This is a genomic window from Erwinia aeris (assembly GCF_041224955.1).
GTDB classification, from domain to species: domain Bacteria; phylum Pseudomonadota; class Gammaproteobacteria; order Enterobacterales; family Enterobacteriaceae; genus Erwinia; species Erwinia aeris.
On record NZ_JBGFFX010000001.1, the window covers coordinates 723,335 to 748,348 of the forward strand.

The 25,014-nt window shown below is 59.0% G+C and carries 22 protein-coding genes and 1 pseudogene; 16 read left to right on the plus strand and 7 right to left on the minus strand.

Annotation, left to right across the window (positions count from 1 at the left end; all coding sequences use genetic code 11):
- The first annotated feature begins 3 nt into the window (after window positions 1-3).
- Window positions 4-1,509, plus strand: coding sequence for an L-arabinose isomerase (gene araA, locus AB6T85_RS03430; RefSeq protein WP_301250963.1), 1,506 nt, complete (start codon window positions 4-6; stop codon window positions 1,507-1,509).
- Between the two features lie 84 nt (window positions 1,510-1,593).
- Here araA and AB6T85_RS03435 read toward each other — a convergent pair whose 3' ends face one another.
- The 6 genes from AB6T85_RS03435 to ytfQ form a co-directional block, all read right to left on the minus strand.
- The gene (locus tag AB6T85_RS03435) at window positions 1,594-3,264 is read right to left on the minus strand and encodes a sulfatase family protein (RefSeq protein WP_369894803.1); all 1,671 of its coding nucleotides are present in this window, start codon (window positions 3,262-3,264) and stop codon (window positions 1,594-1,596) included.
- A gap of 59 nt (window positions 3,265-3,323) precedes the next feature.
- Window positions 3,324-4,553: an anaerobic sulfatase maturase gene (locus tag AB6T85_RS03440; protein ID WP_369894804.1), complete on the minus strand. Its 1,230-nt coding sequence runs from the start codon at window positions 4,551-4,553 to the stop codon at window positions 3,324-3,326.
- 248 nt (window positions 4,554-4,801) lie between these two features.
- A complete protein-coding gene (yjfF, locus tag AB6T85_RS03445) occupies window positions 4,802-5,785 on the minus strand; it encodes a galactofuranose ABC transporter, permease protein YjfF (protein ID WP_253454356.1) in 984 nt (327 codons plus the stop codon).
- Complete coding sequence (gene ytfT, locus AB6T85_RS03450) at window positions 5,778-6,788, minus strand: galactofuranose ABC transporter, ATP-binding protein YtfT (RefSeq protein ID WP_253454357.1); 1,011 nt, start codon at window positions 6,786-6,788, stop codon at window positions 5,778-5,780. The genes yjfF and ytfT overlap by 8 nt, the downstream gene beginning before the upstream one ends.
- On the minus strand, window positions 6,781-8,301 hold the full coding sequence (gene ytfR / locus AB6T85_RS03455; protein WP_369894805.1) for a galactofuranose ABC transporter, ATP-binding protein YtfR: 1,521 nt from the start codon (window positions 8,299-8,301) through the stop codon (window positions 6,781-6,783). Before ytfR ends, ytfT begins: the two co-directional genes overlap by 8 nt.
- Before the next feature lie 47 nt (window positions 8,302-8,348).
- The gene (gene ytfQ, locus AB6T85_RS03460; protein WP_253454359.1) at window positions 8,349-9,305 is read right to left on the minus strand and encodes a galactofuranose ABC transporter, galactofuranose-binding protein YtfQ; all 957 of its coding nucleotides are present in this window, start codon (window positions 9,303-9,305) and stop codon (window positions 8,349-8,351) included.
- A gap of 525 nt (window positions 9,306-9,830) precedes the next feature.
- Between ytfQ and ydgT the strand changes: the two genes are divergently transcribed.
- From ydgT to AB6T85_RS03535, 15 genes and pseudogenes are all read left to right on the plus strand, one after another.
- Window positions 9,831-10,046: a transcription modulator YdgT gene (gene ydgT / locus AB6T85_RS03465; protein ID WP_125290112.1), complete on the plus strand. Its 216-nt coding sequence runs from the start codon at window positions 9,831-9,833 to the stop codon at window positions 10,044-10,046.
- A gap of 354 nt (window positions 10,047-10,400) precedes the next feature.
- Window positions 10,401-10,982 (plus strand): electron transport complex subunit RsxA, encoded by a 582-nt coding sequence (gene rsxA / locus AB6T85_RS03470; RefSeq protein WP_034914646.1) that lies wholly within the window; start codon window positions 10,401-10,403, stop codon window positions 10,980-10,982.
- Window positions 10,982-11,557 carry an electron transport complex subunit RsxB gene (gene rsxB, locus AB6T85_RS03475; protein WP_125290113.1) on the plus strand — a complete coding sequence of 192 codons (576 nt, stop codon included), beginning with the start codon at window positions 10,982-10,984 and terminating at the stop codon, window positions 11,555-11,557. The genes rsxA and rsxB overlap by 1 nt, the downstream gene beginning before the upstream one ends.
- A complete protein-coding gene (gene rsxC, locus AB6T85_RS03480; RefSeq protein ID WP_369894806.1) occupies window positions 11,550-14,081 on the plus strand; it encodes an electron transport complex subunit RsxC in 2,532 nt (843 codons plus the stop codon). Before rsxB ends, rsxC begins: the two co-directional genes overlap by 8 nt.
- Entirely contained in the window at window positions 14,082-15,143 is a 1,062-nt protein-coding gene (gene rsxD / locus AB6T85_RS03485; protein WP_253454361.1) for an electron transport complex subunit RsxD, read from the plus strand. It abuts the gene before it with no gap.
- On the plus strand, window positions 15,143-15,772 hold the full coding sequence (gene rsxG / locus AB6T85_RS03490) for an electron transport complex subunit RsxG (protein WP_301253434.1): 630 nt from the start codon (window positions 15,143-15,145) through the stop codon (window positions 15,770-15,772). Before rsxD ends, rsxG begins: the two co-directional genes overlap by 1 nt.
- Entirely contained in the window at window positions 15,765-16,460 is a 696-nt protein-coding gene (locus tag AB6T85_RS03495; protein WP_369894807.1) for an electron transport complex subunit E, read from the plus strand. The genes rsxG and AB6T85_RS03495 overlap by 8 nt, the downstream gene beginning before the upstream one ends.
- Window positions 16,457-17,092: an endonuclease III gene (gene nth / locus AB6T85_RS03500; RefSeq protein WP_253454364.1), complete on the plus strand. Its 636-nt coding sequence runs from the start codon at window positions 16,457-16,459 to the stop codon at window positions 17,090-17,092. The genes AB6T85_RS03495 and nth overlap by 4 nt, the downstream gene beginning before the upstream one ends.
- A gap of 54 nt (window positions 17,093-17,146) precedes the next feature.
- Window positions 17,147-17,437 (plus strand): muconolactone Delta-isomerase, encoded by a 291-nt coding sequence (catC, locus tag AB6T85_RS03505; RefSeq protein ID WP_369894808.1) that lies wholly within the window; start codon window positions 17,147-17,149, stop codon window positions 17,435-17,437.
- Window positions 17,438-17,719: 282 nt separating this feature from the next.
- Window positions 17,720-18,661, plus strand: coding sequence for a fructokinase (cscK, locus tag AB6T85_RS03510; RefSeq protein WP_369894809.1), 942 nt, complete (start codon window positions 17,720-17,722; stop codon window positions 18,659-18,661).
- 90 nt (window positions 18,662-18,751) lie between these two features.
- The gene (locus AB6T85_RS03515; RefSeq protein WP_253454367.1) at window positions 18,752-20,359 is read left to right on the plus strand and encodes a carbohydrate porin; all 1,608 of its coding nucleotides are present in this window, start codon (window positions 18,752-18,754) and stop codon (window positions 20,357-20,359) included.
- 23 nt (window positions 20,360-20,382) lie between these two features.
- On the plus strand, window positions 20,383-21,756 hold the full coding sequence (locus AB6T85_RS03520; RefSeq protein WP_253454368.1) for a sucrose-specific PTS transporter subunit IIBC: 1,374 nt from the start codon (window positions 20,383-20,385) through the stop codon (window positions 21,754-21,756).
- Complete coding sequence (locus AB6T85_RS03525) at window positions 21,753-23,153, plus strand: sucrose-6-phosphate hydrolase (protein ID WP_369894810.1); 1,401 nt, start codon at window positions 21,753-21,755, stop codon at window positions 23,151-23,153. Before AB6T85_RS03520 ends, AB6T85_RS03525 begins: the two co-directional genes overlap by 4 nt.
- Window positions 23,154-23,181: 28 nt before the next feature.
- On the plus strand, window positions 23,182-24,186 hold the full coding sequence (locus AB6T85_RS03530) for a LacI family DNA-binding transcriptional regulator (RefSeq protein WP_301253439.1): 1,005 nt from the start codon (window positions 23,182-23,184) through the stop codon (window positions 24,184-24,186).
- Window positions 24,183-24,230, plus strand: a pseudogene (locus AB6T85_RS03535) (hypothetical protein); the annotation flags it as partial. The gene AB6T85_RS03530 and the pseudogene AB6T85_RS03535, both read left to right, overlap by 4 nt.
- Here AB6T85_RS03535 and AB6T85_RS03540 read toward each other — a convergent pair.
- Window positions 24,212-24,982 carry a DeoR/GlpR family DNA-binding transcription regulator gene (locus tag AB6T85_RS03540; protein ID WP_369894811.1) on the minus strand — a complete coding sequence of 257 codons (771 nt, stop codon included), beginning with the start codon at window positions 24,980-24,982 and terminating at the stop codon, window positions 24,212-24,214. The pseudogene AB6T85_RS03535 and the gene AB6T85_RS03540 sit on opposite strands and share 19 nt — an antisense overlap.
- Window positions 24,983-25,014 lie beyond the last annotated feature (32 nt).

Sequence of the window (25,014 nt, forward strand, 5' to 3'; positions counted from 1 at the left end):
AGTATGGCTCAGCTCAATGCGCTCAGCGTCTGGTTTGTTATCGGTACACAGCACCTTTACGGAAGTGAGACGCTGCGTCAGGTGGAGCATCATGCTCAGCAGGTGGTGGACGGGCTTAACCGCGACGGCAATCTGCCGTTTCGTCTTCAGCTCAAGCCGCTGGTGAAAAGCCCTGACGAGGCGCTGGCGCTCTGCCGCGAGGCGAACTATGCCGACGAGTGTTTAGGCATCATCACCTGGCTGCATACCTTTTCGCCCGCCAAAATGTGGATTGGCGGCCTGTCGGTGCTGAACAAGCCGCTGTTGCAGTTCCATACCCAGTTCAACGCGGAGATCCCGTGGGACAGCATGGATATGGACTTTATGAACCTGAACCAGACCGCGCACGGCGGCCGCGAGTTCGGCTTTATCGGCGCGCGGATGCGGCTACCGCACAGCGTGATCACCGGCCACTGGCAGGATAAAACTGCCCAGGAGCGCATCGGCAAGTGGATGCGCGCCGCTGCCGCTAAGCAGGCCAGCTCGCAGCTTAAGGTCGCTCGCTTTGGCGACAATATGCGCGAAGTAGCGGTAACGGAAGGCGATAAAGTGGCGGCGCAGATCCAGTTCGGCTACTCGGTTAACGGCTGGGGCGTGGGCGACCTGGTGGAGGTGATTAACGGCGTCAGCGATGGCGACGTCAACGCGCTGATCGATGAATACGAGAGCCTGTATGACTTTACGCCAGCGGCGGCAGCCAACGGCGAGAAGCGACAGAACGTGCTGGATGCGGCCCGCATCGAGCTGGGGATCAAAAGCTTTTTGCAGGCCGAAGGCTGCATGGCGTTCACCACCAACTTCCAGACCCTGCACGGCATGACCCAGCTGCCGGGCCTGGCGGTACAGCGACTGATGGGCCAGGGCTACGGTTTTGCCGGCGAAGGCGACTGGAAAACCGCCGCGCTGCTGCACATCTTTAAAGTGATGGCGACCGGTCTGCCGGGCGGCACCTCCTTTATGGAGGATTACACCTATCACTTCTCGCCGGGCAACGAGCTGGTGCTGGGTTCGCATATGCTGGAAGTCTGCCCTTCCATCGCCAAAGAAAGCCGTCCGCTGATTGACGTGCAGTATCTGGGCATTGGCGGCAAGGCCGATCCGGCGCGCATGATTTTCTCCACGCCAGCCGGACGCGCGGTAAACGCCAGCGTGATCGATATGGGCGACCGCTTCCGCCTGCTGGTTAACGTCGTCGACGCCGTGGAGCAGCCAAAACCGCTGCCGAAGCTGCCGGTAGCCCGCGCTCTGTGGCGCGCACAGCCTTCGCTGGCAACGGCCTCCGAAACCTGGATCCTCGGCGGCGGCGCGCACCATACCGTGTTCAGCCAGGCGCTGACGGTGGAGGATATGCGTCAGTACGGCGAAATGCACGGTATTGAGGTGCTGGTGATTGACGAAGAAACCACGCTGCACGGCTTTAAGGACGCGCTGCGCTGGAACGAGGCGTACTATCGGCTGAACCAGCGTTAAGCCTGCCGATCTGGCAAGCATATAAAGCCCCAACGGAGACGTCGGGGCTTTTATTTTATCTGTCGCCGGACGGGCTCCCCGCCGCTATCGGGCTGGCTGCTGGAGCATTTGGTGGATCAGCGCCTCCGTTTTTTCAAAAGAGGCGAACACCTGCTCGTCTGCTTTCTCTTTCTGATACTGGTCCGGCAGCACGCCGTCGTATTTGTCCCGGGGATTGTCACCACGCAGCCACTCCGCCGGAAAATCGGCCATTTTCTTTCCGCCTTCCCGATAACGGAACACCACGCCCTGACTGGTGCGCTCGTTGTAGGGAATAATACTGTTGCCCTGATGATCTTTCAGACCGTCAAACAGCTTTTTGCGCAGCGCGATTTTGGTTTCGATCATCGCTTTGGATTTATCGTCGATCAGATTGTGCTTCTCATGCGGATCTTTGGCGATATCGTACAGCTCCTCTTTATCCCAGATACCGTAGTACTGAATGTATTTATACTGCGGCGTGCGAATAGCAAAGGTAGTCGGCGTATAGGGAAAGTTGTATTCCCAGAAATATTCATAGACGAAGTAATCCTTACGCGGCGGCAAATCTTTACGGCCGGTACCCAGCCCGAGAAAGCTGCTGCCGTCGTAGTTCGCCGGTTTCGCAATGCCCGCCGCATCCAGCAGGGTCGGCGCGATATCAATGTTCGCCACCACATCCTCGACCACTTTGCCCTTAGCGAAACCGGGACCGGACGCTATCAGCGGCACGCGCATCGACTCCTCGTAGGCGGCGCGTTTATCGATCAGACCATGCTCGCCGAACATAAAGCCGTTATCGCCCATCACCATCACGATGGTGTTATCGGCCAGGCCGTTTTTCTTCAGCCACGCCTGCACGCGCCCCACGCTGTCGTCCACCGCCATCAGCGTTTCATAGTAGTCGCGCTGGAACTGCTGGAGATCCATTTTCCTGTCATAGGGATAGTCCACGCCGTGCCAGCTGTTACGCTGGTTTTTTACCCACATTGGCTTGCCGACGTAGTTTTCTTGCGTATCGGCCCACGTCTCCGGCAGCGGGAAAGTCACACTGGAAAGTTTGCCCTTATCGCGCACGGCGGGATAAAAATCGGCATGAACGCCCTTGTGCGACAGATAAACCATAAAGGGTCTGGACTTGTCGGTATGGTCAAGCCAGTCCAGCGTATAGTCGGTCAGCTCGTCGGTAATGTAGCCTTGTTGCGGCGTGAGCTTACCGTCGATATTCAGCATCGCCGGTTCGCCGAACATATTGATGGGATAATAGTCGCCCTGGCCCAGCAGCCCTACCCAACGGTCAAATCCGGCAAAACCCGCTTTCGCCGTGCTGTCCGCGCCGCCGAAGTGCCATTTGCCAAAAAAGGCGGTCTGATAGCCGCTCTTTTGCAGCAGCTCCGGAAAATAGCGTAGCCGCGAAAGATCGGTCGGATTATTGTCCGCTACGCCATGGTTATGCGCGTACATCCCGGTAAGAATAGAAGCCCGGCTGGGCGAAGAGAGCGATGTGGTAACAAAAGCGTTTTTAAACCAGGTGCCGTTGTGGGCGATCTCATCCATATGCGGCGTCTTGATCAGCGGGTTAATAAAACCGAAGGCGTCGTAGCGCTGATCGTCCAGCAGGATATAAACGATATTGGGTTTTGCCGACGCGCCTGCCGCAGGCGGCGGGGCCGCCGTAGCGGGTTGATATAATACCGGGCAGCAGAGCGCCAGCGCGGTTAAGGTTGTTTTCTTCATAACTTTATCCTCCGTGACGGTAACCGGACGGCGACGACCTGCGCGCTCGTCCGTTTGGTTCAGGGGCGCAGCCCCTGGTAATATCGCCGGATGCTTTTTTGCAGCTGCGGCGCGCTTTTTCCCTGCTGCGCCAGCGAGAGTATCTGCTGCATCACCGGCAGCACGTGCCGGTAGTGCAACGCCAGCCCCGCGCAGAAATAGTTTTGCGGCCAGTCTCCTTCGGCATACAGAAAACGATGTTTGGGGCAGCCGCCATGGCAAAGCGATCTGGCGTCGCAGCGCAGGCAGGCCTGATTCAGCTGGGTCAGCTTGCGCTGGCCGAACGCGCGCTGCTTCTCGCCGTTCACCAGCGTGCGTAAATCATCATGGTTGATATTGCCCAGCCGGTGCTGCGGATAAACAAAATGGTCGCAGGAATAGATATCGCCCTGCGCCTCTACCACCAGATTACCGCCGCAGGTTTCGCTCTGTACGCAGATGCCGGGCTGGCCGACCAGCTTCGCCAGCGTCTGTTCAAAGTTCATCACAAAAATTGCGCCGATATCGTGCTGCGCCCAGTGGTCGAAAATCGCGTTAAGAAAGCGGCCGTAAGCCAGCGCGGGTACGGACCAGGGCGCGACCCGGCAGTCACCTTTGAAATCCGGCGTGACCAGCGTCAGGCCGCTGGCGTCTGGCTCGGACGCTCGTCGCTCCACCAGCGGAATAAACTGCATATAGCGGCTGCCTGCGCGGCGCAAAAAATGGTAAATCTCCTTTGGTCTGGCGACGTTATCGGCGTTGACTACCGTTAGCGTGTTAAAGTCGACATGGTGACGTTTCAGGCAGGCCAGCCCGGCCATCACCTCGTTAAAGGTGCCTTTGCCCGCACGCGAACGCCGGTAACGGTCGTGCGTGATGCTGTCGCCATCCAGCGAAAGCCCCACCAGAAAGCGGTGCCGTTTGAAAAAGCGCGCCCAGTCGTCGTTAAGATTGACGCCGTTGGTCTGGAAAAAATTATTGATTTGCCGGCCCTGAGCGTAACGCTGCTGAAGTTCGAGCGCTCGACGGTAGAAATCGATGCCCGCCAGCGTTGGTTCGCCGCCCTGCCAGATAAAGTCGACGACGGGCGCGTGCTGGGCTGCAATGGTCTGACGAATATAGTTTTCCAGCGTCGCGTCATCCATTTTTCTGTGCGCGGTATGCTGCGGATAAAGCTGGATTTTTTCCAGATAAAAGCAGTAATCACAGCGAAGATTGCAGGCCGCGCCGGGAGGCTTGGCCATGAGCTGAAAATTGATGCCGTTCTGCATACCCCCTCCTGGTGCGTTATCACGCGTGCTGCTGCGATGCCTTCCCTGACTAACAGGCGAAAAAAAACCTGAAAAAAAAGCGGAATATTTCACGCTCTTTTTTCAGGTTTCGCCCGCCCTGCGGTTACGCCCTGCCGTGGATGACACTAAGCCCGCGACGGCCGTTCCCACAACTGCCGACGGGGCATACTGTGATTACAATCACGATAAATCAGTGCGGTTTACCTCTTCGGCAAAAAATAGTCGAGTCAGCTCAGACGCTTCACCGGCGCATTCTGCTGGCGATCCCAGACTGCCGTCAGCAGCCTTTGCAGCGCGATAAAAGCAAACAGCAGGATGCCAATGGCGATTTTGGTCCACCATGAGCTGAGCGTACCGTCAAAGTTAATCCAGGTCTGGATTAACCCCTGGATCAGCACGCCAAAGAGCGTGCCGAGCACCGTGCCGACGCCGCCGGAGAGCAGCGTGCCGCCGATCACCACCGACGCGATGGCGTCCAGTTCTACGCCCATGCCCGCCAGCGCGTAACCGGCCGAGGTATAGATCGAAAACACGATGCCCGCCAGCGTCGCCAGCGCAGAAGAGAGCATATAGATACGTACGGTAGCGCTGCGCGTGCCGATGCCCATCAGGCGCGCGGAGGTGATATTCCCGCCAATAGCATAGACTTCGTTACCAAAGCGCGTACGGTGCGCCAGCAGGATCCCCGCCGCGACCACCACCAGCATAATCAGCGCCAGCAGGCTGAGCCGCCCGCCGCCGGGAATTTTCCAGGCCAGCGAAGAGAGCGTGCCGTACAGCGGATGATCGATGGGGATAGAGCTTTCCGACACCAGATAGCTGCTGCCGCGCAGAAAAAACATGCCAGCCAGCGTGATAATAAAAGCAGGCATTTTCAGCGCGTCGATCAGCCAGCCCATCAGCGCGCCGAATGCCGAGCCAAGCACCATCACCAGCGCAAACGCCAGCCAGGGATCGAGATGAAAATCGCCAATGGCCCGCGCCAGAAAAACGCCGGTAAAAGCGATCACCGCGCCCGGCGACAGATCGATACCGCCGGAGAGGATCACAAAGGTCATGCCAACGGCAATAATCCCTAAAAAGGCGTTATCGGTCAGGATATTGGCGATCACGCGGGTGGAGGCGAAGCCGGGATACTGCGCCAGGCAGAACAGGTAGCCCGCCACAAACACCAGCAGCGTAATCATTAACGGCAAATAGCGTTTAATCACGGCGACCTCGCTTAAACAGTTGCAGAAAGGCGGGCGATTGCAGCAGCAGCACTGCCATCACCACCACGGCCTTGACCACCTGGTTCAGCTCCGGCGGAAAGCCGGAAAGCAGAATACCGGTATTCATGGCCTGAATAGTCAGCGCGCCCAGCAGCGACAGCAGCAGGTTAAACCGGCCGCCCAGCAGCGAAGCGCCGCCGATAACCACGGCGAGGATAGCGTCCAGCTCCAGCCACAGCCCGGCATTGTTGGCGTCCGCGCCGCGAATATCCGCCGCGACAATCAGCCCCGCCACGGCGGCACACAGTCCGCTGATGATATAGGTTGTCATCACCACCGCCCAGCCGTTGACCCCGGCGTTGCGCGCGGCGCGCAGGTTAATCCCCACCGCTTCGATAAACATGCCCAGCGCGGTTTTTCTTGCCAGCAGCCAGACCAGCAGGGCCACGACCAGGGTTATCCATACCGGCACCGGCAGCAGCAACAGCGTGCCGCTGCCCAGCTGCGCCAGCGAGTCGCTGTTAAAGGTGACGATTTGCCCCTGGGTAATCAGCTGGGCAACGCCGCGCCCGGCCACCATTAAAATCAGCGTCGCCACAAAAGGCTGGATTTTTAACAGCGCCACCAGCACGCCGTTCCACAAGCCGCACAGCAGCCCGCTGCCCAGCGAGGCGAGCACGATGACCGGCAGGCTGTGTCCGGAAACGGTCAGCGTGGCCGCCGTGGCACCGGCAATCGCCATCACCGCGCCTACCGACAGGTCGATGCCGCCGGTGGCAATCACCAGCGTCATGCCGATTGAAAGCAGCGCTACCGGCGCGGCCCGATTAAGAATATCAATCGGGCTGCCGAACAGCCGCCCGTCCTGAAGATGCACGGCAAAGAAGTTGTTTGCCACCAGGCTGTCCGCCAGCAGCACCAGGATCAGCGCGGCGAGCTGCGGCATGCCCGGCGGAAGTTTCCGTCCCGAAGCGGTTTTTTTCATCAGCCTTGTCTCAAGCATGGGTTCCTCCGGCGGCTATCGCCTTAACCACAGCGGTGACGGAGAGATCCTCCAGCGGGATCTCCGCAACCTGTCGGCGATCCCGCAGGATAATCACCCTGTCCGCATAGCCGACCAGTTCCTCCAGTTCAGAAGAGATAACCAGCAGCGCCAGGCCATCCGCGCAAAGCGTTTCGATTAGCCGGATAATCTCCGCGTGCGCGCCAACGTCGATGCCGCGCGTCGGCTCGTCCAGGATCAGAAACTGCGGTTTGGTCACCAGCCAGCGGGAGAGCAGCACCTTTTGCTGATTGCCGCCGGACAGCAGCTCCACCGGCTGTTCGGCATGCGGCGTCCGAATGCCTAAGCTTTTGATATAGCGTTCGGCTATCTGCTGCTGCTCGCGCCTGGCGATAGGTCTGAGCCAGCCGCGCTGGGCCTGTAGCGCCAGAATGATATTTTCCCGCACGGAGGCCGCGCCGATAATGCCGTCGGTTTTGCGATCTTCGGGACAGAAGCCGATTCCCGTGCGCGAGGCTTGCGCGGGCGTGCGGATAGTGCGGGGTTTTCCCCTGATGAAGGCGCTGCCGCTGTCGGCGCTTTTAATGCCGAACAGCAGTTCTGCGGTTTCCGTGCGTCCGGAGCCCAGCAGACCGGCAAGGCCAACGGCCTCGCCGGGACGAACGCTAAGGCTGAAGGGCTCTATCGTCCCTTTCCTGCCGTAATCTTTGAACTCCACCACCGGCTGATGGCTTTTTAAGGTGCTGCCCGCGCGTTGAAGGGCGGTTTCCAGCAGTTCGCGCCCCAGCATCAGCTTAATCAGCTCGATTTGCGGCAGCGCGTGCGTTTCTCGCGTAGCAACAAACTGGCCGTTGCGCAGCACGGTGATGCGATCGCAAATTTTGTATACCTGGTCCAGAAAATGGGTAACGAAAATCAGCCCCATGCCGCGCGCGCGCAGCTGGTTCATCAGCGTAAACAGCATCGTCACTTCGCTGGCGTCCAGGCTGGCCGTTGGCTCATCCAGGATCAGCACCTGTGCGGAGAGATCGACCGCGCGGCAGATAGCGATAATCTGCTGCATCGCAACCGAATAGTGGCCAAGCGGGCGCGTCACGTCCAGCTCAAAGCCGTAATTGTGCAGCAGCGTTCGCGCCTCTTTATTCATGCGGCGGCGATCGATCATCCCCAGCCGACGCGGTTCGCGCCCGATAAACAGGTTGTCCGCGACCGACATGTTGGGCAACAGATTGACCTCCTGATAGACGGTACCTATCCCCGCCTGCTGGGCCTCCGCCGTGCTGCGCGGATCGATAGCCTGGCCCGCCAGCGTAACGGTGCCCGCATCGCGCCGGTAAACGCCGGTCAACACTTTAATCAGGGTGGATTTACCCGCGCCGTTCTCGCCCAGCAGCGCCATGATTTCACCGCCCTGTAGATCGAAAGAAACGCCTGCCAGCGCTTTGACGCCGGGAAAACTTTTACTCAGTCCGCTGATGCTGAGCAGCGGCAATGTTTGCGATGAGCTGGTCATGGCTGGCCTCGAAAGCAGCGCCGTCCGACAAGCGGACGGCAAAGGTGTCAGTAACCCATTCCTTTTTTCTTATCCAGCTGGGCCTGGGCGTCGGCTGGCAAAAAGAGCCTCGATTCGGTTTTGATAATTTTTGGCGGCTGGGCGCCGTTCTTGCGGAATTTCTCCAGCGCGTCGAATGCCGGGCCGGCCATATCAGGCGTCAGCTCGACGTTAGCGTTAGCCTCGCCTGCCAGCATCGCCTTGTAAATATCCGGCACGCCATCAATCGAGCCGGTCAGAATATCTTTGCCCGGCTTAAGGCCGGCTTCTTTAATGGCCTGAATGGCACCAATCGCCATATCGTCATTGTGGGCGTAAACCATGCAGATGTTCTTGCCGTTGTTTTCCGCTTTAATAAAGCTCTCCATGACTTCTTTACCTTTGCTGCGGGTAAAGTCTCCGGACTGCGAGCGCACAATTTTAATGCCGGGCGCGTTAGCAATGGCTTCGGCAAAGCCTTTTTTGCGATCTATCGCCACGCTGGCGCCGACGGTGCCCTGTAGCTCCACAACATTACAGGGTTTACCGGCCAGCTCTTTGACCAGCCAGTCGCCAATCAGCTTGCCTTCCAGCACGTTATCCGCCGTGACGACGGACATATAGAGCGATTTATCTTTTACCACGATGGCGCGATCCAGCAGGAACACGGGGATTTTGGCGTCTTTAGCTTCCTCAAGCACCGGTTCCCACCCTGTTTGTACCACGGGCGCGATAAAGATGGCGTCCACGCCCTGCGCGATAAACGAGCGCACCGCTTTGATTTGGTTTTCCTGCTTTTGCTGTCCGTCGGCAATTTTCAGCGTGATGCCGCGTTTTTGCGCTTCGCTTTTGGCCATGCTGGTTTCCGCCGCTCGCCAGCCCGATTCGGAGCCAACCTGAGAAAAGCCAACCGTTAGGTTTTCTGCCAGCGCGTTACCGCTCAGCGCCGCGCCAATCAGCGTGGTTAAAAGTAAACGTTTCCACATAGGTCTGTTCCTCTGACGGGGGTCATTATCCGGGTGTGATTGCCGCTTAAGGGTGGCTCAGCCAGAAAAAAACATTTACGACAATGCTCACAAAATTCAGCAATTAAGGCGGGGCAAAACGGCAGGGATTTTCAGTGAAGAAAGGAATATGGATAAAATATACGTCAAGGCGGAAAAGTCATTGTTAAATAAGTGTAATAAAGATAAGCGCTTATCCGTCTGCTTCATGAAAGCGATTACAAAGAGAAGCACCGTATCTGCCGACTTACGTAAATAGCCTGTAGCAAGAGCAAAACGTTATTTTGTGAGCAATACCACATCCCGTTGGATCCAGTTATTAACACTGATAACATTTATTAACAAGAGTCGGGCAAATGCTAATTAAAGTCGACAATCACGGCGGCAGGATGCGGAAATGCCTTACTCTTTATTCTGAATTTACCGTGAATGTGCATTTTCTACTATAGACAGCCCCTTGCCTGGTCATATACTTAAAACTCCTCATTTCTTATCATAACGGCAACCATGACAGTTCAAGACTATCTGTTAAAATTTCGTAAAGTAAGCTCTCCGGATACCCTGGAGAAGCTGTTTGATCATCTCAACTATTCTCTGACCGATAATAAAGAGATTATGGATATGTATCGCGCCGCCGATCATCGTCGTGCTGAACTGGCTTCGGGTGGACGTCTGTTCGATCTCGGCTGCGTACCCAAATCCGTCTGGCATTATGTCGTTTAGGTTTTCCGTTCTGATCCTGTTACCTGCTCCAGTCTGCAGCTCTTCCCCCCGCGGGCGCGCTGTACCATCCTCAGCGTTTTTATAACCTGAACCTGTATCAAGGCGGGCTGCCGTTGCCGCTCGCCTGAGCAACGCCCGGTTTTTTTTATCTCTGACAGGCTACGTTGACGGTCGGCCTGCCACCTTCCGCTATACTGCACGCTTTAATCACGCTTTCTGGCGCATTCGGTGTCGAAAAAACAGGCGATAATTTAATCCTCCGTGCGGTCGTTGCTGCTCTACGGCGCGCTGATGTTGTTGTCCGGCCGCGAATGACCGATAATAAGCCGCTTTTATTTTTTCTCAGGCGTAAAAATGACCGACTACCTGCTTCTTTTTATTGGCACAGTGCTGGTGAATAACTTCGTCCTGGTGAAGTTTCTCGGCCTCTGTCCCTTTATGGGCGTTTCCAAAAAACTGGAAACGGCGATTGGCATGGGACTCGCCACGACTTTTGTGATCACCCTGGCCTCGATCTGCGCATGGCTGGTGAATCATCTGATCCTGCTGCCGCTGGATCTGGTTTATCTGCGCACCATGGCCTATATCCTGGTGATCGCGGTAGTGGTGCAGTTCACCGAAATGGTGGTGCGTAAAACCAGCCCGGATCTCTACAGGCTGCTGGGCATTTTTCTGCCGCTGATTACCACTAACTGCGCGGTGCTTGGCGTGCCGCTGCTGAGCGTCAACCTGAACCATACCTTTTTACAGGCCGCGCTGTACGGCTTCAGCGCCTCGATCGGCTTTTCGCTGGTGATGGTGCTGTTTGCCGGTATCCGCGAGCGGCTGGTGCTGGCCGACGTGCCTGCGCCTTTTAAAGGCTCCTCTATCGCGCTGGTGACCGCAGGTCTGATGGCGCTGGCATTTATGGGCTTTAGCGGTCTGGTGAAATTCTGATGAGTGCAGTATGGATTGCGGTGGCGGTATTAAGCGTGCTGGGCCTGATTTTCGGCGGCCTGCTGGGCTATGCCTCGCGCCGATTTAAAGTTGAAGAAGATCCTATCGTCGAGCAGATCGACGCTATTTTGCCGCAAAGCCAGTGCGGACAGTGCGGCTATCCCGGCTGTCGCCCCTATGCGGATGCGGTGGGCAACAACGGCGAGCAGATCAACAAGTGCGCGCCCGGCGGCGAACAGACCATGCTCAAGCTGGCCGCGCTGCTGAACGTCGAGCCACAGCCGCTGGGCGACGAAGCGGCGCGGGAACCCGAGCGCAAAGTCGCGTGGATTGACGAAGCAAACTGTATCGGCTGCACCAAATGCATCCAGGCCTGCCCTGTCGATGCCATCGTCGGCGCCACGCGCGCCATGCATACCGTGCTGAGCGATGTCTGCACGGGCTGCGATCTCTGCGTCGCGCCCTGCCCGACTGACTGCATCGAGATGCGTCCGGTCGCCACCACAACGGCAAACTGGAAGTGGGATCTGCAAACTATCCCGGTCAAAGTCATTTCTGTGGAAAGCCATGCGTAACCTGTTCAAGCTGTTTAAAAAAGAGAAGCTGTGGGATTTTCAGGGCGGTATTCATCCGCCGGAAATGAAAACCCAGTCCAGCCGCACGCCGCTGCGCCAGCTGCCGCTGCCTTCCCACTTTATTATTCCTCTTAAGCAGCATATCGGCCACGAGGGCGAAATGCTGGTGAAGCCGGGTGATAAAGTGCTGCGCGGTCAGCCGTTGACGTTTGGCCGTGGTCGGATGCTGCCGGTACACGCGCCGACTTCGGGCACCGTGGACGATATTGCGCCTCATATGACGGCGCACCCTTCCGCGCTGGCGGAAATGTGCATTTTTATCACGCCGGACGGCGAAGATCGCTGGATTGAAAAAAATCCGCTGGCCGACTATCGCCAGCATGAGCGCGCGGCGATAGTCGAGCGTATTCATCAGGCCGGCGTGGCCGGGCTTGGCGGCGCGGGCTTTCCTACCGCTACCAAGCTGAGAGGCGGGCTGCGCGGCGTAAAAACGTTGATTATCAATGCGGCCGAGTGCGAACCCTATATCACCGCCGATGACCGTCTGATGCAGGACTGCGCGGACGAGGTCATCGAAGGCAGCCGCATCCTGGGCTGGGTCTTGCAGGCCGAGCGCGTGCTGATCGGCATCGAAGACAACAAGCCGGAAGCGATCGCCGCGCTGAAAAAAGCGCTGGGCGGCGCGACGGATATGCAGATCCGGGTTATCCCGACCAAATATCCTTCCGGTGGCGCTAAGCAGCTCACTAAAATTCTGACCGGGCTGGAGGTGCCGCACGGCGGCCGCTCCACCGATATCGGCGTGCTGATGCAGAACGTCGGCACCGCCTGGGCGGTTAAACGCGCCATTATCAACGGCGAACCGCTAACCGAGCGCGTGGTGACCCTGACCGGCGAAGCCGTTAAGCGCCCAGGCAACGTCTGGGGACGCATCGGCACGCCCATCAGTCATCTGTTACAGCAGGCCGACTTTACGCCAGGCCCCGGCCAGATGGTGGTGATGGGCGGCCCGCTGATGGGCTTTACGCTGCCAACGCTGGACGTGCCGGTGGTGAAAATCACCAACTGCATCCTGGCCCCTTCCGCCAGCGAGATGGGCGATAGCGAAGAGGAAAAATCCTGCATTCGCTGTAGCGCCTGTGCGGACGCCTGCCCGGCGGCCCTGCTGCCGCAGCAGCTTTACTGGTACAGCCGGGGCGGCGACCACGATAAGGCGCGCGAGCACAATATTGACGACTGCATTGAGTGCGGCGCCTGCGCCTATGTCTGCCCCAGCAATATTCCGCTGGTGCAGTATTACCGCCAGGAAAAAGCGGAGATCCGCGCTATCGATCTGGAAGCGGAGCGCACCGCGCAGGCAAAAGCGCGCTTTGAAGCACGCCAGGCCCGTCTGGAACGTGAAAAGCTGGCGCGTGAAAACCGTCATCAGCAGGCAAAACGCACCGTCAGCCAGCGGGATCGCGGCGAGGTCGAAGCGGCGCTGGAGCGGGTGAAAGCGAAGCAGACGACAACCAGCGAAGACGCATTGGCTGCGGAAACTGCGGCGGCCGTAGCGCAGCGTGAAGCGCGGAAAGCGCAGGCGCGCGCGCAGCAGGCTGAAAAGCAGTCCGAGACCGAGCCGGCAACGCGTCAGGCAGGCGATCCGCGTAAGGCAGCGGTCGAAGCGGCTATCGCGCGTGCCAAAGCGAAAAAAGCGACGACGGAAGGCGAAGCGGCAGCCCAGGCGCAACCCGTGCAGGCAGCCGCCGCACCGGTCGATCCGCGCAAGGCAGCGGTTGAGGCGGCAGTTGCCCGCGCCAAAGCGAAAAAAGCGGCGGCCGCGAAAGCCTCTGCTGACGACGCCGTGCAGATAACCGAAAGCCAGCCCGTGCAGGCAGCTGAACAGCAATCCGTGCAGGTAAACGAACAGCCGGAAGCCGCGTCGGTCGATCCGCGCAAGGCAGCCGTTGAGGCCGCAATTGCCCGCGCCAAAGCGAAGAAAGCAGCGGCCGCGAAAGCGTCTGCTGTGGACGCCGTGCAGACGACCGAAAGCCAGCCCGTGCAGGCAGCTGAACAGCAATCCGTACAGGTAAGCGAACAGCCGGAAGCCGCACCGGTCGATCCGCGTAAGGCAGCCGTTGAGGCCGCTATCGCCCGCGCCAAAGCGAAGAAAGCGGCGGCCGCGAAAGCGTCTGCTGACGACGCCGTGCAGACGACCGAAAGCCAGCCCGTGCAGGCAGCTGAACAGCAATCCGTACAGGTAAGCGAACAGCCGGAAGCCGCACAGGTCGATCCGCGCAAGGCAGCCGTTGAGGCCGCAATTGCCCGCGCCAAAGCGAAGAAAGCGGCGGCCGCGAAAGCAGCCGCTGCGGACGATATCGAGCAGAGAGTCGAAGAGCACCAGGCGGCCACAACGGCGGAACAGGTCGCGCAGGCGACGACTATCCCTTCGTCAGAACATGACGATCCCCGCAAAGCGGCAGTGGCGGCGGCCATCGCTCGCGTTAAAGCGCGTAAGGCGCAGCATTCTACGCAAGAGGATTAAATGGCTTTTCGCATCGCTAGTTCGCCTTACACCCATAATCGCCGCAGCACCAGCACCATTATGCTGCTGGTGCTGGTGGCTACCCTGCCCGGCATCGCGGCTCAGTGCTGGTTTTTCGGCTGGGGCACCCTCATTCAAATCGCGATTGCCGCTGCGGCGGGCATCGGTGCCGAAGCCGCCATCCTTAAGCTGCGCAAGCAGCCGTTAGGCAAAACGCTGGGCGATAATTCCGCACTGCTGACCGCGCTGCTGCTGGCGATCAGTATTCCGCCGCTGGCGCCGTGGTGGGTGATAATTATCGGCACCCTCTTCGCCGTGGTGATCTCTAAACAGCTGTATGGCGGCCTGGGACAGAATCCTTTCAACCCCGCCATGGTGGGCTATGTGGTGCTGCTGATCTCCTTTCCGGTGCAGATGACCAGCTGGCTGCCGCCGGACGCTTTGCAGTCGGTCACGCCCACCTTCTGGGACACGCTGCAGATGATTTTTCACGGGTCGACGCTTGATGGCCACACTATGCAGCAGCTGCAAATCGGCGTAGACGGCGTCAGCCAGGCGACGCCGCTGGATACCTTTAAAACCGGCCTGCGCGCCGGACACAGCGCGGAGCAGCTGCATGCCCTGCCCATTTACAGCGGCGTTATTGCCGGCCTGGGCTGGCAGTGGGTAAATATCGGCTATCTGGTCGGCGGTCTGTTTCTGCTGCTCACCAACAGCATTCGCTGGCATATCCCGGCCAGTATGCTGCTGTCGCTGGCGCTCTTCTCCACGCTCGGCTGGTTCTTTTCGCCTGAAAGCCTGGTGTCGCCTGCGATCCACCTTTTCTCCGGTGCAACCATGCTCGGCGCCTTTTTTATCGCCACCGACCCGGTCACGGCCTCGACCACCAATAAAGGCCGCCTGCTTTACGGCGTGCTGATTGGCCTGCTGGTGTGGCTTATCCGCAGCTTTGGCGGCTATCCTGACGGCGTGGCGTTTGCCGTGCTGCTGGCGAATATCACCGTGCCGCTGATCGACTATTACACGCAGCCGCGCGTTTACGGCCATCGTAAGGAAAAGTAATGCTGGATGCGATTCGTAAAAATGGCGTGACGCTGGCGCTGTTCGCCGCTGTCACTACCGGTCTGACCGCAGTGATCAACAGCGTGACCAAACCGACTATTGACCACCAGACCACGCTACAGCAAAAAAGCCTGCTGGATCAGGTGGTGCCGCCGGAGCTGTATAATAATCCGATTCAGCAGGAGTGTTACAGCGTCACTAATCCGGCGCTGGGCAGCGGTGTACACCGCCTGTACCTGGCGCGCAAAGATGACCGGCCGGTGGCGGCAGCGGTTGAGACTACCGCGCCCGACGGTTATTCTGGTGCCATTCAGATGCTGGTCGGCGCGGACTTCAACGGAAAAGTACTGGGCGTGCGCGTGGTGGAACACCATGAAACGCCGGGCCTGGGGGATAAAATAGAGCTGCGCATCTCTAACTGGATTGAAAGCTTCAGCGGCGTCAGGCTGAGTGGTAAAGATGATAAGCATTTTGCGGTGAAAAAAGACGGCGGCGATTTCGATCAGTTTACCGGCGCCACCATCACACCGCGCGCGGTAGTGAATGCGACAAAACGCACTACGCTATTTGTTGAAACGTTGCCGGGGCAGCTTGCCTCGCTGCCAACCTGTGGAGACTCCAATGAGTGAAGCCAAAACCCTGCTGATCGGCGGGCTGTGGAAAAATAACTCGGCGCTGGTTCAGCTGCTGGGCCTGTGTCCGCTGCTGGCGGTCACCTCTACCGCCACCAATGCGCTGGGCCTCGGCCTGGCCACCACGCTGGTGCTGACCTGCACCAACAGCGCGATTTCCGCCTCGCGCCGCTGGGTGCCGGCCGATATCCGCATTCCGATTTACGTGATGATTATCGCTGCCGTGGTGAGCTGCGTGCAGATGCTGATCAACGCCTATGCCTACGGGCTTTATCAGTCGTTAGGCATCTTTATTCCGCTGATCGTCACCAACTGTATCGTGGTGGGCCGCGCCGAAGCGGTCGCCTCGCGCAGCAGCGTGCCGCTGGCCGCGCTGGACGGCATGGCCATTGGCCTGGGCGCCACCAGCGTGATGTTCGTGCTGGGCTCGCTGCGTGAAATCATCGGTAACGGCACCATTTTCAACGGCGCCGATCAGCTGCTTGGCCCGTGGGCGAAAGTGCTGCGCGTGCAGGTTGTGCATTTTGATTCGCCAATGCTGCTGGCGATGCTGCCGCCGGGCGCGTTTATCGGCCTGGGGATGCTGCTGGCCGCGAAATACCTGATTGATAACAAGATGAAGGCCCGTGCGGCCCGCAGGGCGGCAGAAGCCAGCCTGCCGAAAGGAGCACCGAGCACGCTGTGAACAAGGATAAACGTCAGCAAATTTTAGTGCGGCTGCGTGATAACAATCCGCATCCCACTACGGAACTGGTTTTCACTACGCCTTTTGAACTGCTGATCGCCGTGCTGCTCTCGGCGCAGGCCACCGACGTCAGCGTTAACAAGGCGACCGCAAAGCTCTATCCGGTTGCCAATACGCCCGCCGCCATGCTGGAGCTGGGCGTCGACGGCGTCAAAGCCTATATCAAGACCATCGGCCTGTTTAACAGCAAGGCGGAGAACGTCATTAAAACCTGCCGTATTTTGCTGGAGCAGCACGGCGGCGAAGTGCCGGAAAGCCGCGAGGCGCTGGAAGCGCTGCCGGGCGTGGGCCGCAAAACGGCGAACGTGGTGCTGAATACCGCTTTCGGCTGGCCGACCATTGCCGTGGATACCCATATCTTTCGCGTCTGCAACCGCACGAAATTCGCGCCGGGGAAGAACGTTGAGCAGGTAGAAGAAAAGCTGCTAAAAGTGGTGCCAAAAGAGTTCAAAGTAGACTGTCACCACTGGCTGATCCTGCACGGCCGCTACACCTGCATTGCCCGCAAACCGCGCTGCGGCTCCTGCCTGATTGAGGATCTTTGCGAGTACGGCGAGAAAACCGATATCTGATCCTTTTGCCGGATAAAATACCCGGCAATTTACTGAGATTAAGGAGAAAAAGGTATGCTGTTTAAAGTGGAAATGACCATTGCTATCCCCGACTCGCTGCCGGCCGAGCGCGTTACGGAAATCAAAGCGCAGGAAAAAGCCTATGCGCAACAGCTGCAGCGCTCCGGTAAATGGCGTCACGTCTGGCGTGTGGCCGGCCAGTTCAAAAACGTCAGCATTTTCGATGTGGAAAGCCATGACGAGCTGCACGAGCTGCTTACCGGCCTGCCGCTCTACCCTTATATGACCCTGGCTATTGAGCCGCTGTGCCGCCATCCGTCCTCCATTCGGGATGACGACAGCTAATCATCCCGCGTCGTCAGGGAAGACGACCGCCAACGCCCCGCTCATAATCCCCTGGCGCCTGTCAGCCAGCACGACCGCAAACGTCCTACATAACCAGGCATCAGCATTCTGCTGCCAGACGAATAAGACGACCGCCAACGACGTGATTTCGTCTCCGGCCATCTTCTTGCCGCCTGCTTTAGCGCTTCTCCTCGTTTGCCCAATTTCCGCTCTCTGACGGTTGGGCAGTTGTTATTATCGCTAAAGCGGTTTAGCTTTAAGCTTACATTCACAGGAGGCGTAATGAACAGAGTCTGGGTTTTAGGCGATGCGGTAGTCGATCTGCTGCCGGAGGAAAATAATCATTTGCAACAGTGCCCTGGCGGCGCGCCCGCCAACGTGGCGGTAGGCGTGGCTCGTCTGGGCGGCGACAGCGGCTTTATCGGCCGCGTAGGCGACGATCCCTTTGGCGCATTTTTGCAGGACGTCCTGCGTCAGGAAAAGGTTAACACGGATTTTATGCGCCAGCTGCCGCAACAGCGTACCTCTACCGTGGTGGTGGGTCTGGATAATCAGGGCGAACGAACCTTCACTTTTATGGTGCGCCCGGCGGCCGATCTTTTCTTAACGCCGGACGACCTGCCCGATTTTGCGGCAGGCCAGGCGCTACACTTCTGCTCAATAGCCCTCAGCGCCGAACCGTCACGCAGCGCGGTGTTCGCCGCCGTTGAGCGTATTCACGCCGCCGGAGGCTGGGTCAGCTTCGATCCCAATCTGCGGGAAGATTTCTGGCACGACCATCAGGAAATGTGTCAGGTGGTCGATCGGGCTTTCGCGCTGGCGGATGTGGTTAAACTGTCGCTGGATGAGCTACAGCTGCTGACCGGCGAGCAGGAAACCGAGGCCGCGCTGGCCTTGTTCACCGCCCGCTTCCGTCCCGCCCTGCTGCTGATTACCCTGGGTGAAGAAGGCGTTATCGTCTGGCATGAAGGCGAACAGCGTCGGTTTAGCGCCTCGAAGGTACAGCCTGTTGATACCACGGGCGCAGGCGACGCTTTTGTTGCAGGTTTGCTGGCAGGACTGATGCGCGAAGCGGATCCTTTACGCCCTCGCGATCTTGAGGCGGCCGTCGGGCTGGCTCAGCAGTGCGGCGCGTTGGCCACCACCGCTAAAGGGGCAATGACCGCGCTGCCCTATACGAGCCAGCTGCAAAATGCCAGGCCCGTCACAATAACGAAATCGTAACAACAAAATCCTTTGTCACGCTCGTCGCTGTTCTCTACTCTCCTTATCGAACCGGTTTAGCTAAACGGTAAATTCTCTGGAGAATGGCGGATGTTAAAAATAAACCCTGTTGCGCTGGCGGTCACGGCAGCGCTGTTTCTTCCTCAAACAAGCCAGGCCGACAGCGATCTCAGCGCCGTTGAACGACGCCTTAACCAGCTGGAGGCGAGGCTGCAAAAAGCGGAGCGGCGTGCCGATGAGGCTGAACGCCGCGCCCGCCTGGCCGAACAGCGTCTGGCGCAGACCGCTCCGGCAGCCGCCATTCCCGCGACGGCATCCGATGCGCACACGCCTCAGACCCCACCCGCTATTCGTCAAGGCTCGGCGCAGGCGCCTGCCGTCGTAGCTGGCCCGCAGCCGCCGGTTGCGCCGTCGCCTGCCGACCAGCCGCAGGCGGTCAGACCGGCGGAGAAAACGCTGGCGGACGGTTTCGAGTTTCATGCCTATGCCCGCTCAGGCCTGATTATGAACGATTCAGCTTCTTCGACCAAAAGCGGCCCTTACCTGACGCCAGCAGGCGAAACCGGCGGCGCGGTCGGCCGTCTGGGCAACGAAAACAATACCTATGTTGAAATTAACATGGAGCACAAAACGCAGCTGGCTAACGGCGCGACCACCCGCTTTAAGGTCATGCTGGCGGACGGCCAGAGCGACTATAACGACTGGACGGCGGACAGCAGCGATCTCAATATCCGCCAGGCCTTTGTTGAACTGGGCAGCCTGCCGACCTTTAAAGGCATGTTTGCTGACAGCACGCTGTGGGCCGGGAAACGCTTCGATCGCGACAATTTCGATATTCACTGGCTGGATTCTGACGTGGTGTTTCTGGCCGGAACGGGCGGCGGGATTTATGACGTGCGCTGGGCGGACGGCGTGAAAAGCAACCTTTCCGTCTACGGCCGCAACTTTGGCGATATCGAAACTATCGATAACACCATTCAGAACTACATTGTGACCGCCAACACTTTCAGCGGGCCGCTGCAGTTTATGCTCAGCGGCCTGCGCGCCAAAGATAACGATGAGCGCGTCAACACCGCCGTGCGTAGCGATAACGCAGGCGACAGCGGCGTTCACGCCATGCTCGCCTGGCACGGCGACAGCTTTTACGGCCTGCGCGACGGCCAGTCGAAAACGGCGCTGCTTTACGGGCACGGCTTAGGCGCCGAGGTAAAAGGCATCGGCTCCGACGGCAACCTGACCGACAGCGCCAGCACCTGGCGTCTGGCCTCTTACGGCATGACCCCGCTAAACCAAACCTGGAGCCTGGCCCCGGCCCTGCTCGCGCAGCAGAGCAAAGATCGCTACGTTGCCGGCGACAGCTACCGCTGGGTGACCGCTAACGCCCGCCTGCTTCAGAGCATCAACGAAAACTTTATGCTGGCTTACGAGGGCAGCTATCAGTACATGGATCTCGATCCTCAGGGATTCAAAAGCCGTCAGAACGTCAGCGGCGGCTTCTACAAGCTGACTTTTGCGCCCACCTTTAAGCCTGGCGATATCGGCAACTTCCTCAGCCGTCCGGAAATTCGCTTCTTTGCCAGCTGGATGGACTGGGATAACGCGTTAGATCGCTACGCCAGCGACGACGCTTTTGGTACCAGCGGCTTTACCGCCGGCGGTGAATGGAACTTCGGCGTCCAGATGGAAACCTGGTTCTGATCGACCACTTTCAGGGGAAACACATGAATTTTGAACAGATTGCCCGCCAGCTGCTGCCGCTGCTCGGCGGCCGGGAAAACATCGCTTCTGCCGCCCACTGCGCCACCCGCTTAAGGCTGGTGCTGGTAGACGACAGCCTGGCGGATAAAAAAGCGATCGGCGAGCTGGAAGGCGTAAAAGGCTGCTTCCAGAACGCCGGACAGATGCAGGTGATTTTCGGCAGCGGCATTGTGAATAAGGTGCACGCCGCCTTTATCCAGACCGCCGGGATTGGCGAATCAAGCAAAAGCGAGGCGGCTTCCGTCGCGGCCCGCAAGCTCAATCCCGCCCAGCGCATCGCGCGGCTGCTTTCCAATATTTTTGTGCCGATTATCCCGGCCATCGTCGCCTCCGGCGTGCTGATGGGCCTGCTCGGCATGATGAAAACCTACGGCTGGGTCGATGCAGGCAGCGCGCTGTTCATTATGCTGGATATGTTCAGCTCCGCCGCGTTTATTATTTTGCCGATCCTGATTGGCTTTACCGCCGCCCGCGAATTCGGCGGCAACCCTTACCTGGGCGCGACGCTCGGCGGCATCCTCACCCATCCGGCGCTGACCAACGCCTGGGGCGTGGCGGGCGGCGTACAGACCATGAACTTCTTTGGCCTGGATATCGCGATGGTCGGTTATCAGGGCACGGTGTTCCCGGTGCTGCTGGCGGTATGGTTTATGAGCCTGGTTGAGAAGCGGCTGCGGAAAATCATTCCCAACGCGCTGGATATTATCCTGACACCGTTTTTAACGGTGATTATCGCCGGTTTCGTCGCCATGCTGGTGATTGGCCCGGCAGGCCGCGCGCTGGGCGACGGCATTTCGCTGGTGCTGAGCACGCTGATCGCCCACGCGGGCTGGCTGGCCGGGCTGCTGTTCGGCGGGCTTTACTCAGTGATTGTTATTTCCGGCGTGCATCACAGCTTCCACGCTATCGAAGCGGGCCTGTTGGGCAATCCCGCCATCGGCGTCAACTTTTTGCTGCCGATCTGGTCGATGGCTAACATCGCGCAGGCGGGTGCCTGTCTGGCCGTTTGGTTTAAAACCCGCGACGTGAAGATCCGCAGCATCGTGCTTCCCTCCGCGCTCTCCGGGCTGTTAGGCATTACGGAAGCGGCTATTTTTGGCGTGAACCTGCGCTTTATGAAGCCCTTTATCGCCGGGATCGTCGGCGGCGCGGTCGGCGGCGCTTTTGTGGTGCTGATGCACGTGGGCATGACCGCCGTCGGCCTGACCGCGCTGCCTGGCATGGCTATCGTGCAGGCCAGCTCGCTGGTTTCTTATATCATCGGCATGGCGCTGGCCTTCGGCACCGCTTTTATTCTTTCCCTGCTGCTGAAATACAACGTTGAGGACAAAGCATGAGCGAAGCACAGCTGATCAATCGCGCGCTTAAGGCGGTGATGAACAGGAACGCCAGCGAAGATCCGCATCGTCCCGCCTGGCACCTTTCGCCGCAGACCGGCCTGATGAACGATCCCAACGGCTTTATTCAGTTTCAGGGTGAATGGCATCTTTTTTATCAGTGGAATCCGCTGGCCTGCGCGCACGGCGCCAAATATTGGGGCCACTGGCGCTCGGCTAACCTGCTGGACTGGCAGCATGAGCCGCTGGCGCTGGCCCCGGCCGAAACGTATGAAAGCCACGGCTGCTATTCCGGTTCGGCTGTCGATCACGACGGCACGCTGACCCTGTTTTATACCGGCAACGTGAAATTTTCCGGGGGCCGCACCGCCTGGCAGTGCATGGCAACGGTGAACGATGCGGGCGACGTGACCAAAACCGGCCCGGTTATCGGGCTGCCGCCGGGCTACACCGGCCACGTGCGCGACCCGAAAGTCTGGCACCATCAGGATAGCTGGTATATGGTGCTCGGCGCGCAGGATTTGAAAGAACAAGGGAAAGTGCTGCTTTATCGCAGCGAATCGCTGCATGAATGGACGCTGCTGGGTGAAATTGCCGGATCGCAGCTTAATGACCTGGGCGACTTTGGCTATATGTGGGAATGCCCTGACCTGTTCGCGCTGGGCGATCGCGATGTGCTGCTGGTTTGCCCGCAGGGCCTGCCCGCGCAGCAGAGAAAATGGCTCAACGCCCACCAGAGCGGCTATTTTATCGGCAGGCTGGATTACGCGGCGGCCCGCTTCCCGCACGGCGAGTTCTGCGAGCTGGACCACGGCTTTGAATTTTATGCGCCGCAAACCACGCTCAGCGATGACGGGCGCAGAGTGCTTATCGGCTGGATGGGCGTGCCGGACGCCGAAGAACTGTTGCAGCCGACCGTAGGCCGCGGCTGGATACATATTATGACCTGCCCGCGCGAGCTGACGCTGGAGCAGGATCGGCTGATGCAGCGTCCGGCGCGCGAGCTACAGCAGCTGCGCCAGCAGCGGTCGTGCTATCAGCAGCGGGCCGCCTCTTTGCCGACGCTGCCGGTTGAACGCGCCGAGCTGGTTATTGGTTCGAGGGGTAGCTGGTCGGCCTGCTTCGGCGAGGCGCTGACGCTGGTCTGCAACGAGGACGGCCTGACGCTGAGCCGCCGCAATCTGCGCAGCGGCGAGACAGAACATCGCTACTGGACGGGTGCGGTTTCTCACCTGCAAATTCTCTGCGATCGCTCCAGCATTGAGATTTTTATCAACGACGGCGAAGGTGTGATGTCGGCGCGCTATTTCCCGAATGCCGTGCCGGAAGTGGTGTGGCAAGGCGAAGCCAGCCTGACCGTCGATTACTGGCAACTCCGTTCAGGCATGGTAGTATAATGCGCTGACTCCCCTGATACGAATGCCTGTGAATAAGCCGAAACGCGTGACCATCAACGATATCGCCAGCCTGGCTGGCGTGTCCAAATCCACCGCCAGCCTGGTGCTGAACGGCCGTGGCAAAGAGCTGCGCGTGGCCGAAGCGACCCGACAGCGGGTGATGGAGATCGCGCAGATGACGCACTATCAGCCCAGTATTCACGCGCGGGCGCTGAACAACTCGCGCAGCCATACCATCGGGCTGGTGGTGCCGGAAATGACCAACCACGGCTTCGCCACCTTTTCTCACGCGCTGGAAACGCTGTGCCGCGACGCCGGTTTACAGCTCTTAATCGCCTGCACCGACGAAAACAGCAGCCAGGAAACGCTGGCGGTCAACAATCTGATCCAGCGTCAGGTCGACGGGCTGATCGTCGCCTCCAGCCAGCTGAACGACAGCGAGTATCAGCAGCTCAGCCGCCAGCTGCCGGTGCTGCTGTTTGACCGTCATCTGGGCGACTCCACGCTGCCGCTGGTGATCTCTGAGTCGATTATCTCTACGGCGACGCTGGTCGAGCCGATCGCCAGGGAAGTTGAGGAATTTTACTTTTTTGGCGGCCAGCCGCGCATTTCGCCGACGCGCGATCGCCTGGCAGGTTTTCGTCAGGGGCTGGAACAGGCCGGTCTGGCGGTGCAGCCGGAATGGATCCTGCACGGCCATTACAACGCCAGCTCGGGCTACGAGATGTTTGCCGAGCTGGTTATGCGGCTGGGCCGCGTGCCGCAGGCGCTGTTCTGCGCCGCCTGCGGGCTGCAGGAAGGGGTGCTGCGCTACCTGAGCCAGCATCATTTACTGTCGGCGCCCGTCAGGCTGTGCAGCTTTGACGATCACTACCTTTACGACGCGCTGTCGGTAAAAATCGATACCGTGATGCAGGATAACCGCCAGCTGGCCTGGCGCTGTTTTGAAACGCTGACCGGCCTGATTGACGGCAAGCTGACGGAAACGCCGCACATTTATCTGCCCGCGCGGGTAAGAAGGCGAACGCCATAGGGGCTGCTTCGGATGCTCAGGCAAGCTACGGATGCACCAGTGCGATATTTTTTTCCCTGAAGGCCGCCAGCGTATCCGCCGGCAGATCCGCCTCGACCACCAGCTGCGTAAGCGCCTCGCAGGCCACCACGGTATAACGCGCTACGCCGGGAATTTTTTCCCTGGTCATGGCGACGATAATCTCATCGCTGCGGCCCGTTAGCGCTTTTTTAAACTCCACGTCTTCGTAATCAAATCCCGTTAAGCCCTCTTCGCTGTCCAGCGCACAGCCGCCCAAAAAAAGTTGGTCGAAACGAATGTCGCGGATCTGGGAGAAGGCGGTGATGCCCAGGCTGCCGCCCGTTGCCGTGTGCAGCCGACCGCCGATAACGATCGTCTCGCAGCGCGGCAGCTTCATCAGCTCCACCGCGATAATGGGCGAATGGGTGACCACCGTCAGCGCCATTTCCGGCGGCAGCGCGCGGGCAAAAGCCAGGTTGGTAGAGCCTGCGTCGATAAATATCACGCTTTGCGGCTTAACCAGACGGCTACACGCCAGCCCCAGACGCGCTTTTTCCGCACCGTTTTTTTCCGTCCTCGCCAGCAGATCGCCCTGCGAGGCAAGCACGCTGACCGCGCCGCCATACACCTTTTTGCAAATCCCTTCGCGCGCCAGCTCTTGCAGATCCCGGCGTACGGTATGTTCGGAAACGCCCAGCTGTTCGGCCAGCGTCGCGCAGACTACCCGTCCCTTCTCTTGCAACTCCTGGCGGATCAGGGACTGCCGCTGTTGCGGGAAAGCTGCACAATCGAGCATAAAACCTCTTAAACTAGCTTTAAAAAACGCAC

Coding starts and splice junctions, on each gene's coding strand:
- araA (WP_301250963.1), top strand. CDS start 4: ATGGCTCAGCTCAATGCGCTCAGCGTCTGGTTTGTTATCGGTACACAG.
- AB6T85_RS03435 (WP_369894803.1), bottom strand. CDS start 3,264: ATGAAGAAAACAACCTTAACCGCGCTGGCGCTCTGCTGCCCGGTATTA.
- AB6T85_RS03440 (WP_369894804.1), bottom strand. CDS start 4,553: ATGCAGAACGGCATCAATTTTCAGCTCATGGCCAAGCCTCCCGGCGCG.
- ytfT (WP_253454357.1), bottom strand. CDS start 6,788: ATGCTTGAGACAAGGCTGATGAAAAAAACCGCTTCGGGACGGAAACTT.
- ytfR (WP_369894805.1), bottom strand. CDS start 8,301: ATGACCAGCTCATCGCAAACATTGCCGCTGCTCAGCATCAGCGGACTG.
- ytfQ (WP_253454359.1), bottom strand. CDS start 9,305: ATGTGGAAACGTTTACTTTTAACCACGCTGATTGGCGCGGCGCTGAGC.
- ydgT (WP_125290112.1), top strand. CDS start 9,831: ATGACAGTTCAAGACTATCTGTTAAAATTTCGTAAAGTAAGCTCTCCG.
- rsxA (WP_034914646.1), top strand. CDS start 10,401: ATGACCGACTACCTGCTTCTTTTTATTGGCACAGTGCTGGTGAATAAC.
- rsxB (WP_125290113.1), top strand. CDS start 10,982: ATGAGTGCAGTATGGATTGCGGTGGCGGTATTAAGCGTGCTGGGCCTG.
- rsxC (WP_369894806.1), top strand. CDS start 11,550: ATGCGTAACCTGTTCAAGCTGTTTAAAAAAGAGAAGCTGTGGGATTTT.
- rsxD (WP_253454361.1), top strand. CDS start 14,082: ATGGCTTTTCGCATCGCTAGTTCGCCTTACACCCATAATCGCCGCAGC.
- rsxG (WP_301253434.1), top strand. CDS start 15,143: ATGCTGGATGCGATTCGTAAAAATGGCGTGACGCTGGCGCTGTTCGCC.
- AB6T85_RS03495 (WP_369894807.1), top strand. CDS start 15,765: ATGAGTGAAGCCAAAACCCTGCTGATCGGCGGGCTGTGGAAAAATAAC.
- catC (WP_369894808.1), top strand. CDS start 17,147: ATGCTGTTTAAAGTGGAAATGACCATTGCTATCCCCGACTCGCTGCCG.
- cscK (WP_369894809.1), top strand. CDS start 17,720: ATGAACAGAGTCTGGGTTTTAGGCGATGCGGTAGTCGATCTGCTGCCG.
- AB6T85_RS03515 (WP_253454367.1), top strand. CDS start 18,752: ATGTTAAAAATAAACCCTGTTGCGCTGGCGGTCACGGCAGCGCTGTTT.
- AB6T85_RS03520 (WP_253454368.1), top strand. CDS start 20,383: ATGAATTTTGAACAGATTGCCCGCCAGCTGCTGCCGCTGCTCGGCGGC.
- AB6T85_RS03525 (WP_369894810.1), top strand. CDS start 21,753: ATGAGCGAAGCACAGCTGATCAATCGCGCGCTTAAGGCGGTGATGAAC.
- AB6T85_RS03540 (WP_369894811.1), bottom strand. CDS start 24,982: ATGCTCGATTGTGCAGCTTTCCCGCAACAGCGGCAGTCCCTGATCCGC.